At 47.6% G+C, this 17110-nt stretch carries 18 protein-coding genes and 1 pseudogene; all 19 read left to right on the top strand.

What is annotated here, in order from left to right; genetic code table 11:
* The first annotated feature begins 167 nt into the window (after positions 1-167).
* The 19 genes and pseudogenes from HV477_RS23100 to HV477_RS23185 all read left to right on the top strand — a co-directional run bounded on the left by HV477_RS23100 (position 168) and on the right by HV477_RS23185 (position 16989).
* Positions 168-869, top strand: coding sequence for a DUF2913 family protein (locus tag HV477_RS23100; RefSeq protein ID WP_114047676.1), 702 nt, complete (start codon positions 168-170; stop codon positions 867-869).
* A gap of 36 nt (positions 870-905) precedes the next feature.
* A complete protein-coding gene (locus tag HV477_RS23105; protein ID WP_154715047.1) occupies positions 906-1484 on the top strand; it encodes a hypothetical protein in 579 nt (192 codons plus the stop codon).
* A 70-nt stretch (positions 1485-1554) separates the two neighbouring features.
* The gene (locus HV477_RS23110) at positions 1555-1827 is read left to right on the top strand and encodes a PilI type IV pilus biogenesis protein (RefSeq protein WP_114047674.1); all 273 of its coding nucleotides are present in this window, start codon (positions 1555-1557) and stop codon (positions 1825-1827) included.
* 58 nt (positions 1828-1885) lie between these two features.
* A complete protein-coding gene (locus tag HV477_RS23115) occupies positions 1886-2953 on the top strand; it encodes a TcpQ domain-containing protein (RefSeq protein ID WP_154715048.1) in 1068 nt (355 codons plus the stop codon).
* Positions 2953-3390, top strand: coding sequence for a type IV pilus biogenesis protein PilM (pilM, locus tag HV477_RS23120; RefSeq protein ID WP_154715049.1), 438 nt, complete (start codon positions 2953-2955; stop codon positions 3388-3390). Before HV477_RS23115 ends, pilM begins: the two co-directional genes overlap by 1 nt.
* A 13-nt stretch (positions 3391-3403) precedes the next feature.
* Positions 3404-5086: a PilN family type IVB pilus formation outer membrane protein gene (locus tag HV477_RS23125; protein ID WP_154715050.1), complete on the top strand. Its 1683-nt coding sequence runs from the start codon at positions 3404-3406 to the stop codon at positions 5084-5086.
* Entirely contained in the window at positions 5079-6380 is a 1302-nt protein-coding gene (gene pilO2, locus HV477_RS23130) for a type 4b pilus protein PilO2 (RefSeq protein WP_154715051.1), read from the top strand. The genes HV477_RS23125 and pilO2 overlap by 8 nt, the downstream gene beginning before the upstream one ends.
* On the top strand, positions 6367-6819 hold the full coding sequence (gene pilP / locus HV477_RS23135; protein WP_154715052.1) for a type IV pilus biogenesis protein PilP: 453 nt from the start codon (positions 6367-6369) through the stop codon (positions 6817-6819). The genes pilO2 and pilP overlap by 14 nt, the downstream gene beginning before the upstream one ends.
* A 10-nt stretch (positions 6820-6829) precedes the next feature.
* Complete coding sequence (locus HV477_RS23140; protein ID WP_080102248.1) at positions 6830-8383, top strand: GspE/PulE family protein; 1554 nt, start codon at positions 6830-6832, stop codon at positions 8381-8383.
* Positions 8384-8395: 12 nt separating this feature from the next.
* Complete coding sequence (locus HV477_RS23145; RefSeq protein ID WP_114047669.1) at positions 8396-9493, top strand: type II secretion system F family protein; 1098 nt, start codon at positions 8396-8398, stop codon at positions 9491-9493.
* Between the two features lie 17 nt (positions 9494-9510).
* Positions 9511-10128 (top strand): type 4 pilus major pilin, encoded by a 618-nt coding sequence (locus tag HV477_RS23150; RefSeq protein ID WP_080102244.1) that lies wholly within the window; start codon positions 9511-9513, stop codon positions 10126-10128.
* Between the two features lie 9 nt (positions 10129-10137).
* Entirely contained in the window at positions 10138-10698 is a 561-nt protein-coding gene (locus HV477_RS23155) for a lytic transglycosylase domain-containing protein (RefSeq protein ID WP_154715053.1), read from the top strand.
* The gene (locus HV477_RS23160; RefSeq protein WP_114047666.1) at positions 10683-11339 is read left to right on the top strand and encodes an A24 family peptidase; all 657 of its coding nucleotides are present in this window, start codon (positions 10683-10685) and stop codon (positions 11337-11339) included. Before HV477_RS23155 ends, HV477_RS23160 begins: the two co-directional genes overlap by 16 nt.
* Complete coding sequence (gene pilV / locus HV477_RS23165) at positions 11339-12667, top strand: shufflon system plasmid conjugative transfer pilus tip adhesin PilV (protein ID WP_080102286.1); 1329 nt, start codon at positions 11339-11341, stop codon at positions 12665-12667. Before HV477_RS23160 ends, pilV begins: the two co-directional genes overlap by 1 nt.
* 159 nt (positions 12668-12826) lie before the next feature.
* Positions 12827-12919: pseudogene (locus tag HV477_RS28925) on the top strand (shufflon-specific DNA recombinase); the annotation flags it as partial.
* 150 nt (positions 12920-13069) lie between these two features.
* The gene (locus HV477_RS23170; RefSeq protein ID WP_154715054.1) at positions 13070-13894 is read left to right on the top strand and encodes a conjugal transfer protein TraE; all 825 of its coding nucleotides are present in this window, start codon (positions 13070-13072) and stop codon (positions 13892-13894) included.
* Between the two features lie 86 nt (positions 13895-13980).
* A complete protein-coding gene (locus HV477_RS23175) occupies positions 13981-15183 on the top strand; it encodes a conjugal transfer protein TraF (RefSeq protein WP_154715055.1) in 1203 nt (400 codons plus the stop codon).
* Between the two features lie 520 nt (positions 15184-15703).
* The gene (locus tag HV477_RS23180; protein WP_114047663.1) at positions 15704-16159 is read left to right on the top strand and encodes a DotD/TraH family lipoprotein; all 456 of its coding nucleotides are present in this window, start codon (positions 15704-15706) and stop codon (positions 16157-16159) included.
* Positions 16156-16989, top strand: coding sequence for a type IV secretory system conjugative DNA transfer family protein (locus tag HV477_RS23185; RefSeq protein WP_080102237.1), 834 nt, complete (start codon positions 16156-16158; stop codon positions 16987-16989). Before HV477_RS23180 ends, HV477_RS23185 begins: the two co-directional genes overlap by 4 nt.
* Positions 16990-17110: the final 121 nt, after the last annotated feature.

The raw sequence follows: 17110 nt of genomic DNA on the forward strand, positions 1-17110 counted from the left end.
ATATCAGTAACTTTTCTTAATGGCGAAAGAAATGAAGGCTTCACTCCGGAGTATTGATCTTATTTGCATGGAAGCGATAACCAGACCAACATAAAACCAGGACCGGTCCGTGCCACAAGGTGGCGGAGAGAACGGCACCGGTCTTTTTTACTGACAGGTACATCCACATGAGTACTCATGAACATCCGGTGCGCCAGTTACTCTGGTGTGCACTGACAGCCCTGCGTACGGCACAGGAAGAACATCACATTCACGCTGAAGCACGACTGCGTCGATATCTCCGGGAATGGTTACAGGGGGCCGCGAGACTCCATCAGTTCCGGAGTATCCCGGAAGAAATCATGACACTGAAAAGGCTCCTTGATGAAGACAGACACGTTCCCATAATCAGCACGATCAATGCCCTGTTTATGAGTTCGGTTTCTGCTGATAACTGTGATCTGTTTAGATTCCGTGCGGCCCTGAGCGCAATTTCCCGCAAAGGCTGGCGCTGTAGCGTTTGTCCATGGCCGGAACAGGTTTTTAGCGAGACGATTACCCAGGCCTGTACCGGACGGGAAAGCCTGCTGCAGTTGACACGTACCGAAGAGTGCTTCTCATCGGCCGGTAAAATGACCGCGCCTGTTACCCTGCAACTTATCTTCCCACTGGATAACGATAACACGACTGCTGAAGATCTGTTTTCTGACGAGAGGTTTCAGGTAGTACATGGACGCGAAAACCAGTATGGTATTGCCGGAACAGAAATATTAGTCAGAACACTGTTTCTTGGACTACCGTCCCTGCCTGAAGAATTATGGGCTCTCCACCAAAGTCCATTGAAGAGTGATCTCAGGATGTCAGAGGAGAAGGCTTCCGTTATTCACTAATAATGTTTGTAGCCTGACGGAAGAGGACTAATACTAATGCAAAAAAAACACATTCCCTTTTGCATTTGGATTACCTGGAGCCTTATTTGGTTATGCTTTTACTACCCTGTGCTACGTTACAGCTACTTTTATAGCGAGCACGCAGGATCTGTTTGTCTTTCTTCAGTAATATTTATCGTTGCAGGAACCTGTCTGGCCCCTCTTACATTTAGAGCTGGTCTGAAGATTATGCGTCAAATATCTGATAATCCTTTCAGTTTCTTTATAAAAAAAGCAGGTAAAAAGGGCCGGTGTATTATCCATCTCAGTCCGTATGCTGACACACGTACACATGAGGAGATAAGCAAGCACTGGAGTATATTGATCGAGCTAATCAGCAATGCCATGACTCATCATGAAACCGTCATAATGCAGTCACATTTATTGACTCCAGCCAGAATTAAAAAATTAAAGAGCAAACTGGAATCGCAAGGGGTTTTTACATCCTTTAAAGTTTATCGGAGAAAAACCACTATAAATGAAAAATTGTCAGTTCCGTTAATATATTTATTGCTTCACTGGTCATTGCCTTTACTTCCTTCAGAAGGTTCTACAGTAATTATATCAGCAAAGTGAAACCATTGTTCATTTTTATCAGGACGGGCATCTCCGCGTAAGTATACCGACAATTAAACAGGTAGGCGATATGATGAGTATTTCTGCTCCATCTTATTCAGCATTAAGAATTATTGTCATCACAAATAATTGTGAACAACGAGTTCATAAATACAAATCAGATGAGTATTTAATGGATCATCTGCAGAGTTTTTGCATGCCAGAAAACTGCATGGTGTGTGTATTTGAACGACAACGACCATTATTCAGACTTGAGCGCGTACCAGGCAGCACAAATCAGTGGAGCCAGGTAGAAATTCATAAACCTCGTCGGCTGCGTTCATATCGTCTTCATCAGCATTAAATTGTACATGCCAGATCAGGCCTGACTCTTTTTAAACCGCACTTCCGGAATCATATCCATGAAAAAAAGCTATCTTTCATTCATTCTGCCGTCGTTATTATCCGGCTGCACAGGTATTTCAGGCAGTAATAATATAACTGATGCAGACACACCGGCGCTGGTTTTTGTCGATGGACAAATAAGTGACAGTGCAGCCGTACTGGCACACACTCAGCAAAGACTGTCAACGCCCGCAGAGGCTACGACACCACAAACGGTGTCTTCACCGGGCACAATTAAAACAATGGAATCATTCAGTGAATCACGTCCGCTACCATCTCCATCGATCAGCCAGAATTTCTCCAGACTTATTATGACAGGGACGGCAGGTGCTGTACCGGTCACTTTTTTGCCGACAGTTCGTAATCGTACTGTCAGTCAGTGGATCAAAACGTTATTGCCTCCTGACTGGCAGTTCAAACAGGAAAATGCCGCAACACCAAAACTTAATACCCGGTTGGCCTCATGGTCCGCCAATGACCAGTGGACACGTTCTCTGAATCGCTTACTGGAGGAACAACATCTGTGGGGACATCTGAACTGGACAGACAAAACACTGATTGTAACCACATCATCTTCTGTACCTGCGGTCGACAGTTCTGGCGTACAAATATCGCCACCATCCGTAACTGTTATAACACCGGAGATTAACCAGTCCTCCCGGACTCACTCTGACAACCAGATAAAACCACGGAATCCTTTCCGCGTCAGTACCAGAACAAACACAGACGACACCACAGGTCTCCCCGGAAATAAGCCTGCTCAGTTAATTACGGGTACACCGGTAACCCCTGTCGCTGAGGGCAAGGAATGGCGTGCTGCAGCAGGGACCACCCTGAAAGAGAACATCACCAGATGGGCCGAGGAGACAAAATGTGAAAGCATTCCATCTTCCCACTGGATGGTGTTATGGCCATCATCCGTTAAGGATTATCGCCTGGATGCACCTCTTTTTTTCAGAGGCTCTTTTGAATCTGTCATTGGAGAGGTGTTTGAACTCTATCGCACGGCTCAGATCCCCCTGTATGCCCAGGGCTCCCGCATACAATGTATCGTGACCGTTTCGGACACCAGGGACGGGCAATAATGGGCTGGCTGGTTATGGTCGCCAGCCTGACCATTCTGATTATCATCGGGGACTTTCAGAATCAACAACTGGCGGCAACAACAAATGCCCAACAACAGGCAAGCGGTTCTGTATGGGCAAGCCAGATGTTAATGATTGCCAACAGAATTAATGATATCAGATATGTATCAGGCCAGCAGAACGGCACAATTTCCCCGGATCAACTGGCACTCCCTTTCACACCTGATTCCCGCATCAGGCATCAGTTACATCAGGGTCGATTATGGATCTGGATGCCGGAATTGCCCGGACTTATTGATGCACTTCGTTCCAGAAGCCGGGGATCTGCGCTTATCGGTATTTTTCAACACGGACAACTCACCTGGTTATCAGGAACTGTTCCAGGCCTGACACCTCCGGCAGGCATTACAGAAGACTCTGTCGTCTACGTTAACTAATCTGGATATATTCATGAAAAAATTGCACCAGCGCTCTATGAAACTGGCGGCGTTACCCTGCATGATCGCCCTCGTACTGACAATGTCTGGATGTACCTTCAGCGAAATAAACAAAATGCAGAAAAAGGCACAGACAGACTCAGCCAGTGCCAGAGAAAAGATGGCTGCGCTTTCAGAACACAAATCACAGGCAATGACCTGGCTCGATCGCCAGTGGATTAATCCGGTTCCGCTCTCCCGTATAACCCGGGAGAAAAAAGCGATCGCACCTGACTGTTACATTACCCAGGCCAGAAAAGGTGAAATCACACTTCAGGAACTGGGACAGCGTATTACTGCCGTCTGCGGGCTACCTGTCATCATTACTCCTGATGCCACATCTGCAACCCTGGAAGGTGGGGTAACCCGTCAGATGACAGGGACTCTTCCGGCACCGGACGAAAATGGACGTCTCCCGCTGAACAGCCCTGGCTATACTTCCCTGTCAGCTTCCAGCCAGCCACTTACGCTAAACAATCTGATGTGGCAGGGGGATATCAACGGACTTCTGGATCTGATGGCCAGCCGGAGCGGTCTGTACTGGCGTATGGATAATGGCCGCATTGTCTTCTACCTGACCGAAACCAGAACATACCCGCTTTATATGCTGAATACCAAAACCAGCAGCAGCTCCAGTGTCAGCTCTGGTTCAACCAGCACAATGGGTGCTACCGGCGGCCAGGATAACTCGGCATCCGGAGATGCGACCTCATCCCAGAGTACCACCGTTGGACAGGAATATGACCTGTACGAGGACATCAGGAAGACAATCGAAGCGATGTTAACGCCTGAAAAGGGACGTTACTGGTTATCAGCATCCAGCTCAACACTGACCGTAACAGATACTCCGGCTGTTCAGGAAGCCGTGGCAAGATATGTTGATGAACAAAACAGCATTATGAACCGGCAGGTTTCGCTGAATGTACAGGTTCTGAGTGTGAGCCATACCAGAAACGAGCAGTTCGGTCTTGACTGGAATCTGGTTTATAAATCCCTGCACTCTGCAGGCGCAACACTCAACAATGCCAGTGGTGATATTACGGGTGCCACTTCTGCAGGCGTATCAATTCTCGATACCGCAACAGGGAATGCAGCCAGGTTCAGTGGTTCCAGCCTCCTGATCAAGGCATTAAGTGAACAGGGGGATGTTAGTGTCGTTACGTCTCAGGAAAGTACCGTCACCAATCTGACACCGGTTCCCATCCAGATGGCTGATCAGACTGTCTACGTTGCACAATCGGCCACAACAACGACAACAGATGTCGGCGCCACGACGACATTAACACCCGGGATGATCACCACCGGGTTCAATATGACCCTTCTGCCGTTAATTCAGAAAACAGGCAATCTCCAGCTGCAGATGAATTTTAACCTGTCAGATCCTCCGACAATCAGAAGTTTTACATCAAAAGACGGCAACAGCTATATCGAAATGCCCTATACCAAGCTGCGATCGCTAAGCCAGAAGGTCAACCTGAAAGAAGGCCAGTCTCTCGTTGTTACGGGCTTTGACCAGAACAATACGACCACACGAAAAGCCGGTACATTCACCCCGTCTAATCCACTGTTTGGTGGTTCGCAGAACGGGAAAAATGAACGCAGCACTCTGATCATTATTATCACCCCAACATTCCCGTCAGGAGGCCATAATGGCTGATGAAGATATAAATCCGGTTGTGATCCTTGCTGACCCACAGGTAAGTAACCGAATGTGGGTGGGAGGGATGAGATGGGCACCGGAGAGAACAGGCCGCCGCAAACGCCCCTCGTTAAAAAGTTCAGAACGTCACCGAACGGCTAAAGGACGGTTAACCTGTCTGAAGGTAACCATCGGCTGCAGGAACGCAAAAGGGAAAACCAGCAGGCTAACCGGAACGGGAATACTGACCATGCCGGAACGTCACCGCTATTTTTCTCTTGCACTGGGTTTTAGTTCGTTGGTCCATAATGGTTATGGTATTTTCAGATATGACAATGAAAAACTTTTATTTCTGGCCTCAGTAGATGGTCAGCCTGCCGTTATGGCTGACCAGTCAGGAAGTCCGGAGGACATCGCTAAGAAGATAAACCTTTTCCTTGTGATGAATGAGGAGCCCACTGAAAAATGGCAGGTTATTTCTTCTTTGGATAATCCGCATAACTGGCAGACCATTATTGAGAAATTGTCACCTGCGGACATACGTCACTGTAAATTAACAGTTGATACCCGTCAGCGATTTATACTACCCGTTGCTCTGTTGTCTGCTGTGGCCTGTGCCGGTGTGATTTTCTGGCTGACACAGCCAGAACCTGATACTGGCCCTACCGCAGAAGAGATTGCAGCACGGGCCAGACTGCAGTTCAGTAAACCGGCCATACCACCTGAGCTACCACACCCATGGGCCACACAACCCCTAATTAGCGATTTACTGAAGGCCTGTGCCGACCTGAGAAAACCGTCGCCGGTTGCACTGGGCGGATGGAAGCTGGCAGAAGGCTTCTGCACGCCGGAGTCATTCACTCTGGTTTACGAACGGCAGCCCGGAGGAACAGTCCAGGGCTTTCTGACCAGAAGCAAAGAGGTTTTTGGCATTATTCCTGAATTCAACCTCAAAGATGGTGCCCGGCTGGCTTCTGTTCCCCGTCCACTACCTGCTTTACCTCACAGAGATGAAGCTGTACCGACACCTTCTGAACAGCTGATGCGTGTGCTCACATGGTTTCAGGAAAGGCAGATAACGCCGTCCGTTAACGAAACAGCAATACCTGAACCGCTGCCAGGTAATGACGGCGAACCCGCACCTGTTCAGAAATGGAGAGAATATCAGTTCAGCGTATCGACGCCGTTAAATCCTGATGAACTATTCCGTGTTTTCCAGGATACAGGGGTTCGGATCAGCAGCATTCATTTTAAATTGAATGGCGGTACTTTCAGCTATACCACAGAAGGTCACGTTTATGCATCTAAGTAAATTACTTATAATACCCTCAATTCTTCTGCTTCCTGAATTATCCTCCGCAACCACTCAACAACTGGTTACTATTGGAGAACTGGAAGCCCAGCAAAACCAGAATATATTGTTACAGGCAAGAGTACAGGGCGCACAATTACAGAAACAACTGGATGGCTCTGATGTTGATTCGTCCATGACAGCACCTCCGGATGCTGGTCAGTTCACATCCCCCCATCCGTCTGTCTCCGGACCGGCTCAGGGCAGGGCCCCAACAGAATTACCTGTTATCCTGGAAATTAATGGCAAAGACAAGCGACTTCATGCCGTTCTCCGACTGGCCGACGGGCGGCAGACCCGTGTTACAACCGGAAGCCAGCTCCCCGGTACAAAAGTAACGGTTAAATCAATCTCTCTGTCGGGCGTTACGCTGAGCGACGGTACAACGCTGACCTTCTGAGAAAGCAGATATGCATGAATATAATATAAAGGATGCACTCCTTTTTATAACTAAAGAGGATTCTTATGAAATTCTTATTGAAAATAACCAGCGAACACGACCAGATATACAAAGTAATGTACAGGCATTAATGCATAAATATCCGGGTGCTACAACCAGACTGGTCAGCTTATCGGAAATGCAGGAAGCCGATCAGAATGAAAAAAACAGAATACCCAGAGAACGAGTTATTCATCTGCGTGATTTGGGAGACGTCAGTGAAAGTGAAAAAAAGATTCTCAATTACTTTGAAGTGGCCAGAGAACTCGGTGCATCAGATATTCACTTTTTAATCTCCGAATCACTTTTCAAGGTAAGAATGCGTATGTTCGGTGAACTCCAGACAGTAGATGAGGATCAGCCATCCCTGGGGTATTCACTTTGTGCGACAGCCATTCTTTCAATAGCAGATGTCACCGAGACCAGCTTCTTCCCACAGCGAGAGCAGGACGCACGCCTGTCACCTCAACTGATGCGAAAAATTGGAATATTTGGCGCGCGATACAGCCACAGGCCAACAGGGGACGGGTTGCTTGCTGTTATGCGCCTGATACCTGATGACGGCGACAAGGTTCCCACTTTCACTCAACTTGGTTTTCTCCCTGAGCAAATCAGGTTGCTGAACATCATGCTGTGCCGTCCGGAGGGAAAAATAATCCTGTCAGGGCCGACTGGTTCGGGTAAATCAACAACGTTACGCAGTGCCTGCCGCGTGTATCTGGATGAGAACCCGGGGCGACATCTGCTGACTATCGAAGACCCCCTGGAAGGGCAAATTCTGGGGGCGACACAAACCCCTATTATCTGTGACAAATCCGACGAGGATGCCGTTAAGCTTGCATGGAGCCGGGCAATCTCATCTGCAATGCGACTTGACCCGGATGCCATCATGGAAGGGGAAATGCGCGATCTCGTCTCAATGATGTCAACAACCTATGCCGCACAAACCGGCCATCTGGTTCTGAGCACGTTGCATACAAACTCTGCGCTGGGTATTCCCGAACGCATGATTACGATGGGTATGAATGCTGACCTGATTTGTGATGCACAACTACTGATTGGAATGATAAGCCAGCGCCTTGTGCCAACCCTGTGCCCTTCCTGCCGTATTCCATGGGCAAAGCGTGTTCCTGAACTTAGCGATGATACCCGAACTTATCTTGAGCGCTATTGCAACAAAGAATCGGTCTGCAGTACAGAAAATATCTGGTTCCGTAATCATGAAGGCTGTCCTGAGTGTAATCGCGACGTCATTATTAACGGAAGAAAACGCGGTGTAGTTGGTAAAGGCCTGACTGGCAGAACGGTAATCGCTGAGGTGATAGAACCTGATAACCGTTTATTTCATATCCTCAAAACGCACGGCAAGGTTGCTGCCCGTAAATACTGGCTGGAACGTATGAACGGGATCAGTCGTGTGGAGCACCTGCTGCGTAGTATTAATGCCGGTCTTGTGGACCCCCTGGAAGCGAACAGGATTATTCCTCTCGACGAGGATGAACGTCTCAATATTGACGATGTTTAACAGGAGAACGTCATGCGTGAAATGAATTTCGGTCAACGGCTGAGACGTTTCATCGTCAGAAAAACATTCACTGCGCCCTACCGGGTACAATTCTATGAAGCCCTGCGTTTTCTGCTTGAAAATAAACAGCCATTAAAATCAGCACTGGAACAGATGCGGGATGCCTGGACCGATTTCGGTCGTCACTGGCATCCTTTTGCTGAACTCGCCACAGACTGTATTGAATCCCTGCGGGAAAATACAGAACAGAATTCACTGGAATATACTCTCAGCTTGTGGGTACCACAGGAAGAAGCCGCCGTAATAAGTGCAGGGATCAGGAGTGGTTCCATTGTTGATGCGCTCAAATTTGCCACTACACTGACAGATGCAAGGAAACAAATCCACAAGGCTATATGGCAAATGGCCATTTATCCGGCAGCATTGTTAATTATGATGGGTGGCACATTATATGTTCTGAATACAGAGTTAATTCCCGTGCTCAGCAAAATAAGCCCTCCGGATTCATGGAGTGGAGCACTTGGGTTTCTTTATGGTTTATCGGGTTTTATCGATAACTATGGCGTGTTCTGTGCAATTCTTTTTGTATTGTTCGTCGTTCTTATATCATGGTCACTGGCTAACTGGAGTCGACCGGATAGTATCCGTTCTTTTGCAGATAACCTGATGCCATGGAGTATTTATCAGGATATTCAGGGCGCAACGTTCCTGCTTAATATGGCAGCACTCCTGCAAGCCAAAATGACCACTCTTAATTCATTGACCACCTTGCAGGAATTTGCTTCACCCTGGTTAAGTGTTCGTCTTGACAGTATCATTTACCGTGTACGCCTGGGTGAACACCTGGGACTGGCTTTGCGTCAGTGCGGTTACCAGTTCCCGTCAAGGGAAGCGGCCAACTTCCTGTCGTTGCTACAGGGTGACGGCGCAACAGACCTTATCAGTAATTATGGGCAACGCTGGCTTGTACAGACACTGGAACGTGTAAAAAAACGAGCAGTTATTGTCCGTTTAATTATGCTGGTATTTCTTGTCATGTCTCTCCTGTTACTGGTTCTGGCCATAATGGATATTCAGTCCATTGGTGACAGCAGCATGGGTAATCTCTGAAATTAACGAGGAAATTTATGTTTATTCAAAATGTGAATGGTAATTCAATGAAAAAAAACGGAAATAATAACGCACCTCATGCAAAAGGATGGGGGATTATGGAACAGGGCGCAATTGCACTTGTAGTCATTGTTGTAATTGCGCTTGTTCTTGGTGGTTTATATATGCTTCGTTCAAGAACCAGCGTTGCAAATGAAAGCGCAAATATACAAACCATCATTACAAGTACCCAGGGACTGTTAAAAGGCAGCGATGGATATACCTTTACCAGCGCTGCAAAAATGACAGGAGCTCTTATTCAAATGGGAGGGGTTCCCAAAAGTATGACCGTTCGGGGGACGCCATCATCCGGAACAGCAACCCTTTATAATTCCTGGGGTGGTGATGTAACTGTCGCTCCGGCATCAACTTCCGGATTCAATAATGGTTTTTCGGTTACGTATGAAAAAGTACCGCAGGATGCCTGCATCCAGATAGCCACTCAGATAAGTCGTTCCGGGCTGGCTAACGGCATCACGCTGAACAGTACCGCCCATAATGACGGTAAAGTCACTACTGAACAAGCCAGTGCGCAGTGTACGGCTGACAACGGCAGCACCGGTACCAACAAACTGATTTTCACTATTAATGGTTAAGGAGTTTTAATGTCCGGGGGTAAAAAGCCCCTCAGACTTATTTCATCCATCCTGTTTATTACTCTTCTGTCCCCCGCGCGGGCTTCATACGTTGTTCCTGCACAAATCTGGACTAACAAGTGGGACAATTGTTTTGCAGCTGCTGGCGCACGCTATCAGATTGAACCGTTATTGTTAAAAGCTATTTCTGCCGGAGAGTCATTACTGCAGCCTGGCGCAATTAACATAAACAAAGACAGAAAAACAGGAAAAGCAAGCAGTACAGATTATGGGTTGATGCAGATCAATTCAACCCATATTCCAAAACTTGTAAAAATGGGTGTAATTAAAAAGTCTGAGGAATTAATTACCAGACCATGCCTGAATATTCAGATAGGTAGCTGGATATTAGCAAGGCATTTCCAGATATGCGGTATCAGCTGGAATTGCCTGGGTTCATATAATGCCGGATTCCGCAAGGACAGGCACGAAACGAGGGAGCAATATGCGAATAAAATATGGCGCATCTATCGTGATATGAAGGGGATATGTCTGCCCGGACAGGGAGGCAGACAATGCACACAATCATAAGCATTAGTTTTTCCCCGTTTTACCTGTTTCCGTTAATACTCATATTTTCAATAGTTGGGCGAACCCTGTTATTCAGGGTCCGTCATTTTTTTTCATACACAAACTATGTGTGGCAGGGAACTCACCCTGCCGTCCTTTCAGGGATCTGGCTGTATGGTATCACTGGGGGGGTAATTGTTTTATCGTCATCGACACTGATCTGCCGCATTCATGCCATTATTATTCTGTCATTCATGCTGCAAATGGCAGTAACCGATGCAGTAAGTGGCTTATTACCGGCTACATTCACCAGAAGGTTTTTGATTGCCGGCGTCCTTATTAATATTACAACCAACACATGGTGGGCGCGTACAACCGAAACTCTTATCGCTGCAATTATTCTGTTTTGTTTTCACATAATTCTCAATCGTCGGCGTCCTTACATTGGTACAGGCGATTTGTGGCTTATAGCAGGTATTACGGCATGGTCAGGGTTGTATAACGCAATCTGGAGCGTTCTGCTGGGCCTGGGGGGATTCGTGTTATGGCATTCAACCTGGCGCATTAAAGGACACATAGAAGGCCCTCTTGGACCATGGATCTGTATCGGTCATGTTCTCCTGCTACTGGATAATCTCTACCAACCACTATGGGTAATCTGATGAAAAAACACGATCGGGGCTGGGCTTCCCTGGAAACCGGCGCGGCTTTACTAATTGTCATGTCAATAATCGCCTGGGGCGCAGGCATGTGGAAAGATTACATTGAAATGAAGAGCTGGCAAACGGAGGCTCGTCTGGCCAGCAACTGGGCCAGTGCAGCCCGTTCCTACATTGGAAAAAACTATGCCAGCCTCCAGGCCACCAGTTCCACGACCACACCGGCTGTCATTACAACAACCATGCTGAAAAACACAGGTTTTCTGGCCAGCGGTTTTACCGAAACCAACAGTGAAGGACAGCGGCTACAGGCATTCGTCGTTCGAAACACCCAGAATCCTGAGCTGCTGCAGGCGCTTGTTGTGTCCGCAGGTGGAAATGCTCTGCCAGCAAAAGCCATTATTCAGATAGCAAAAGATATTACAACCGGGCTTGGTGGATATATCGAGGACGGGAATACAGCGACTGGCGCATTGCGCTCCTGGAAAATTGCTTTAAGCAATTATGGCGCAAAAAGCGGTAATGGTCATATTGCAATTTTGTTGACAACAGATGAACTAAGCGGCGCTGAAGAAGACACAGATCGCCTTTATCGATTTCAGGTAAATGGTCGCCCTGACTTAAATAAAATGCACACCTCAATTGATATGGGTTCAAATAATCTGAATAATGCAGGCTCTTTAAATGCCCAGACAGGTAATTTCAGCGGCACCGTTAATGGTGCAGATGGTAATTTTAGTGGTGTTGTTAAAGGGAGTAGCGGAAATTTTGATGTCAATGTAACAGCCGGTGGCGATATAAGGAGTAATAGTGGATGGTTGATAACACGTAGTGGTAAAGGCTGGTTAAATGAAAGCCACGGTGGGGGTTTTTATATGTCAGACGACTCATGGGTACGCAGTATTAATAACAAAGGTATTTACACCGGCGGACAGTTAAAGGGCGGTTCAGTCCGGTCTGACAGCGACCTTTCTGCCGGGGGGATCTTAAAGCTCGACCAGGTGAACGTTGCAGGCGCCTGGTGTCCACAGAACGGGGCGATAAGCCACGACAGCACTGGTGGGATACTTTCGTGCCAATCCGGTGCGTGGCAACTTTCAGGTAAAACATACTGGCGTGTCGGTGGAACATTTCAGGTATGGCCCGGGCAAACAAGAGATTTGGGGCGTTTTAAGTTGTGCATCAACACTTACCGGATTGATGGACGTGAAATGGCATTAACACAGCTGGTTCCTACTGACAATCCGGATGCCAATGGCAACATGAACTGGCGTGCATATAACGGTACGCAATACGCATCTTATTATATGGGTATCCATTGTTTCATTTAGCGACATGCAGCCCATACTTTGAAGCATGCCTGCGGAGCGCCTCCGACACTGAGCGTACAACCGGTGCCATTTGCAAGAGGAGAAAAAGAATCTGGTGCATTTGTACCTCCCCAGATACTTTGTAAGGCGTAACCACAACCAGTGACCTGAGTTCCAACAGGACAACGAGTTCCTTCTCCGGGAGACCTTCCCGTAAATGACCCGGACCACATTATGATTTGCCCTCTCAATCCGCACGGTACGCCATCCTGAACCAAAATTTCTGAAAATACCTCATGGCGAGTGGTCATCACTCGCCAAACACACTCGATCAGAATGATCGAAATTATTCATTTCACCACACAAAAACTAACAGTTAGAATAACCATATGAACTGAAAGATATTTTTCAGTCGGAGGAGTTATGAAATTAAACAAAACCGGCATCGGTGCCCGGCTGATAAATTCTCTGGACCGGAAGGCGATTGGTGAACAGCTTATCAACGCACGCCAGATACAGTCTACCCCGCTACAGGTACGGTATCCACAAGGAGTCAGGGAAGTGCTGGGAATAATGAGCGAACAGCTTTCCATATCAACCTCAGATTTAACCCGAATACTGGTAGAAGATGCGCTGCGCGAAATGTTCCTGCCTGCCAGTAATGCCACCGGCAACATTATTGACAGGGTAGAACATATTATGCAGCTACATGATATCACTGCTCCGGTTCTGGCAACTTTGCTTGCGCCATGGAATATCAGACCAGGCGTCATTCAGGACCCGGCAAGGCTGGTCGACTACTTGTCGGCGGACGCACTGCAGAATCTGGCCGACTGGTTTCACGTCAATCCGGACTGGCTCGACGGCAGAGAGAATTTCCCGGTTTCATGCGCGGGAGAATGGCCTGCAACATTTGAAGAATTTAAAATGCTAATCAATACAGAAAATAATACCGACATTATCTTCTGGCATGGTTTTCCATTTTCAGGAAATAATAAACGTGAATTCTGTGGAGTTATTTTACGCCAGAAACGGGTAATAAATGGTGCAACAATATATCCGGTTCTGTCTTTGTTACCTGTATTACTGTCAGATGAAAAGAAATGCTGGTTCTCAACCATTTACAACGAGTGCAAATTAAGCGTTTCTCCTCGCCGCACTCTTCTGAAACCAGCGCTTGCGGAATCACTGATCGCAGGAAGAGTCTTACCTGCCGTTTGTTTTAATACACTTTTATTACCCTGGTAGTTTTCAAGCCTCACAGTAAATAAGTTTTGGTGGCACTTATGTGCCATGGAGTTGTTTTATCTAAATTCTGGAAAACAGGAAATTAAATGATGAAGAAAAAACAAATTACCCGCACACTGGTTGCATCAGCTGTATTATTTGCCTTTAATGCATCTGCTGCTACTTCATATTTTGAAGCCCGAAACGATGCAATGGGAGGAACGGGTGTTGCATCATCCCATTATGGTGTGGCTCCTTTGGCAAACCCGGCACTTCTGACGAAGCATGACAGCAGAGATGATTTCAGCCTGCTTTTGCCGTCCGTCGGTGTACAATTTTCCGATCCTGATGATATTTCAAACAAAGCGGACGATATTAAAGCTGACTGGGACGCTTTTGATCGTGCTGTAGACAGCAATTACGGTGTGAAGCAGGCTGCCGGGAATCTCAAGCGTCGCCTGCAGGAATTTAGGAATATCCACGCTGATGCCCAGGCAGGTGTTTCAGCTGTCGCCGCCATGCCTAATGACACGTTGCCGTTCGCACTCATGATCAAATCATATGGCACTGCAAATGTGGATGGAAAGGTCAGCGACGCCGATCTGGACTATCTGGAAAAAGTCGCCAACGGCACAATCACGAATGTTGATAAAAACGCCCTGACTTCCCGCGCATATGGTCGTGCTGCCGTCATCACTGATATCGGCATCTCCTTCGCTAAGGAGCTGGAAACCGCAGGACAGAAATGGTCCCTTGGCCTCACACCCAAATACCAACGCGTGGATCTATTTAACTACAATGTCACGGTTCAGGACTACGATAAACATGACTTTGACAGTGACCAGTACCACAGTACCAAAAACGGATTTAACGCAGATATCGGCGCATACACCGACCTTAATGCAAACTGGACACTTGGTCTGGTTGTCCAGAACATCGTGCCACGCAGCATTGATTCCAAAGAAGTGAATGGTGTAACTGAAACCTTTAAAATCCGTCCGCAGGCCACTACCGGTGTATCCTGGCACAATAGTCTTTTCACTACCGCACTGGACGTAGATCTGACCCCGGCCAGCGGATTTACCTCCGACAATAAACGTCAGTTTGCCAGCGTGGGCGCCGAGTTTAATGCCTGGAAATGGGCTCAACTACGTGCCGGTTATCGTCAGAATATGGCATCAGACAGTGGCAGCGCATTTACTGCAGGTGTCGGAATTTCTCCGTTTGATGTTGTTCATTTAGATGTCTCTGGCCTGATTGGTACCGATCATGACTACGGGGCCATCGCTCAGCTACAGTTTACATTCTGATTTAAACGGTATTCCCCCGAAAATTCGGGGGAATATAAAATCGATTATAATTTAACATAAGTCACTTTTTCCCCTGAGAGTATATTCAGTATCCTGACGGATATAACCTGAAAAGGTCGCAGAGGTTATTTGAATTTCAAAAAAATCTGATATAATCCCTGCGAAACAAGAGTGTACTTGTACACGCGTCTGTCAGAATTACTGTTGGTTTGAACGAGGGTCAACCACTGTTTCAGGCGCAGGTACCAGTGTATTCGACTCCTGAATATTCGAATCATCTGTCATGGATCGATTCGGCGCGGAGCGTCAGAATTCCACTTATTTTGTGCTCGCTATCTGAATATCGACTCCGACATACGGCCAGTTCCGGCAAATATCTCTCTCAGGTTCGGCATGCTTCCTGACTGAAGATCTGGCACTCAATTTCATATTCTCCAGGGAATATGAAACTCTTCCTGTATATACAAAACCATCCGGTATCAACCACCTCGTTTTTTCTGCCTCTAATCAGGAATAATTTATGAACCGTATTATACCTGCGGGGTGTCTTGTCGCCCTTCTGCTGGCTGGCTGCAATACCTTCCCCGAAGCCACATCCCATAGCCGTAATTATGGCGCTGCCTCTGAAGTTGCTGTTACGCGTCATAAACAATACAGACTACAGGATCAGGGAGTATTCTCCGGTCAGTTAACTTCAGCACCGACAACACTACTCATGGCCAACAGTGACCGTTTATCATTCGACTGGGAGGGCGATGCCATTGAACTGCTGAATGAGCTGGCCAGAATTCGTGGCATGCAGTTTAACTATAGCGGCGTTCGCCTGCCGTTGCCGGTAAACCTTCATGTCAGGGATATGACATTCTCAAATGCCCTGCGGCTGATAAAAGCCCAGACAGCCTGGAGAGCAAACATTCATCAGTATCCGGGGCTTTTGCAGGTCAGTTTTATGCCGCCGGAGACACGAAAAAAATGAAAGTGCTCATTCCGCTCATGCTGCCGGTAATGTTACTGACCGGATGCGTCGCAAACACTGTGGTATCCCCGCAGAACGTCAATGCTCCACCGCCAGATATAAATGCCTGGCTGAATCCGATGAATGAAAAACCCGAAGGTATATCGGAAACCCGCTGGAAAATGTTGACTGATGCAGGAAGAACACTGGGATTCAGGGGAGGTAAAGCCCGACGCTCATGGGAATTGATTCAGGCTCTGAACTCCCGTGAAAGCACTCTCAATGCCTTATACGATTTCCGACCCCTTATAAGCCCTGAAGGATGGCTTCCTCCCGTCATCGACGAAGCACAGGATGTCGCACATATCACACCAGATCAAATTCGAACATCGTCTCATGTCTGGACAATTATCAGACCTGAACGCTTTGTCAGTAACCCGCCGGGATGGCGTGACTGGCTACTTAAAGGGTTGTCCACAACAGCCACACCCGGAACAGAAGGCAGCGTTGTCCCGGAAGACAGAACCCAGCGTAAAGTCTGGGAAATGGCATTACGGCAGGGCTGGCAGGAAGGACGACAGAATGCTGACCTGACACTGGAGGCGAACCAGAAACGCCTTACACGCGACTTCAGGGGAATGATGCTGTACTCACTGCTCTGGCGACAGGGCATGATCACCCGACCAGATGTGACCGATCAGCTGCAGACAATCACCGGTAACGGACAAAAACTGGTGACGGGTGATCGCGTCCGCCGTCTGAAAAATCACGCCGAATTTAACCTGCAGAAATCGCACTGGCGTCCCCTCATCACAACCGAAAGGACAAATAAAAATGCGCAGACACCATAGCATTTCCCTCCTGCATATGGTCCCCGGGCTCACCGAATCCGGAAAGACCATCCGAACAAACCAGGTTCCGATACGACACGCTGAACGTTCCATCAACACAGATATCCCCGTGCAACATCTG

The sequence above is a fragment of the Salmonella sp. SG203 genome, assembly GCF_013350575.1.
Taxonomy (GTDB): Bacteria; Pseudomonadota; Gammaproteobacteria; order Enterobacterales; family Enterobacteriaceae; genus Salmonella; species Salmonella enterica.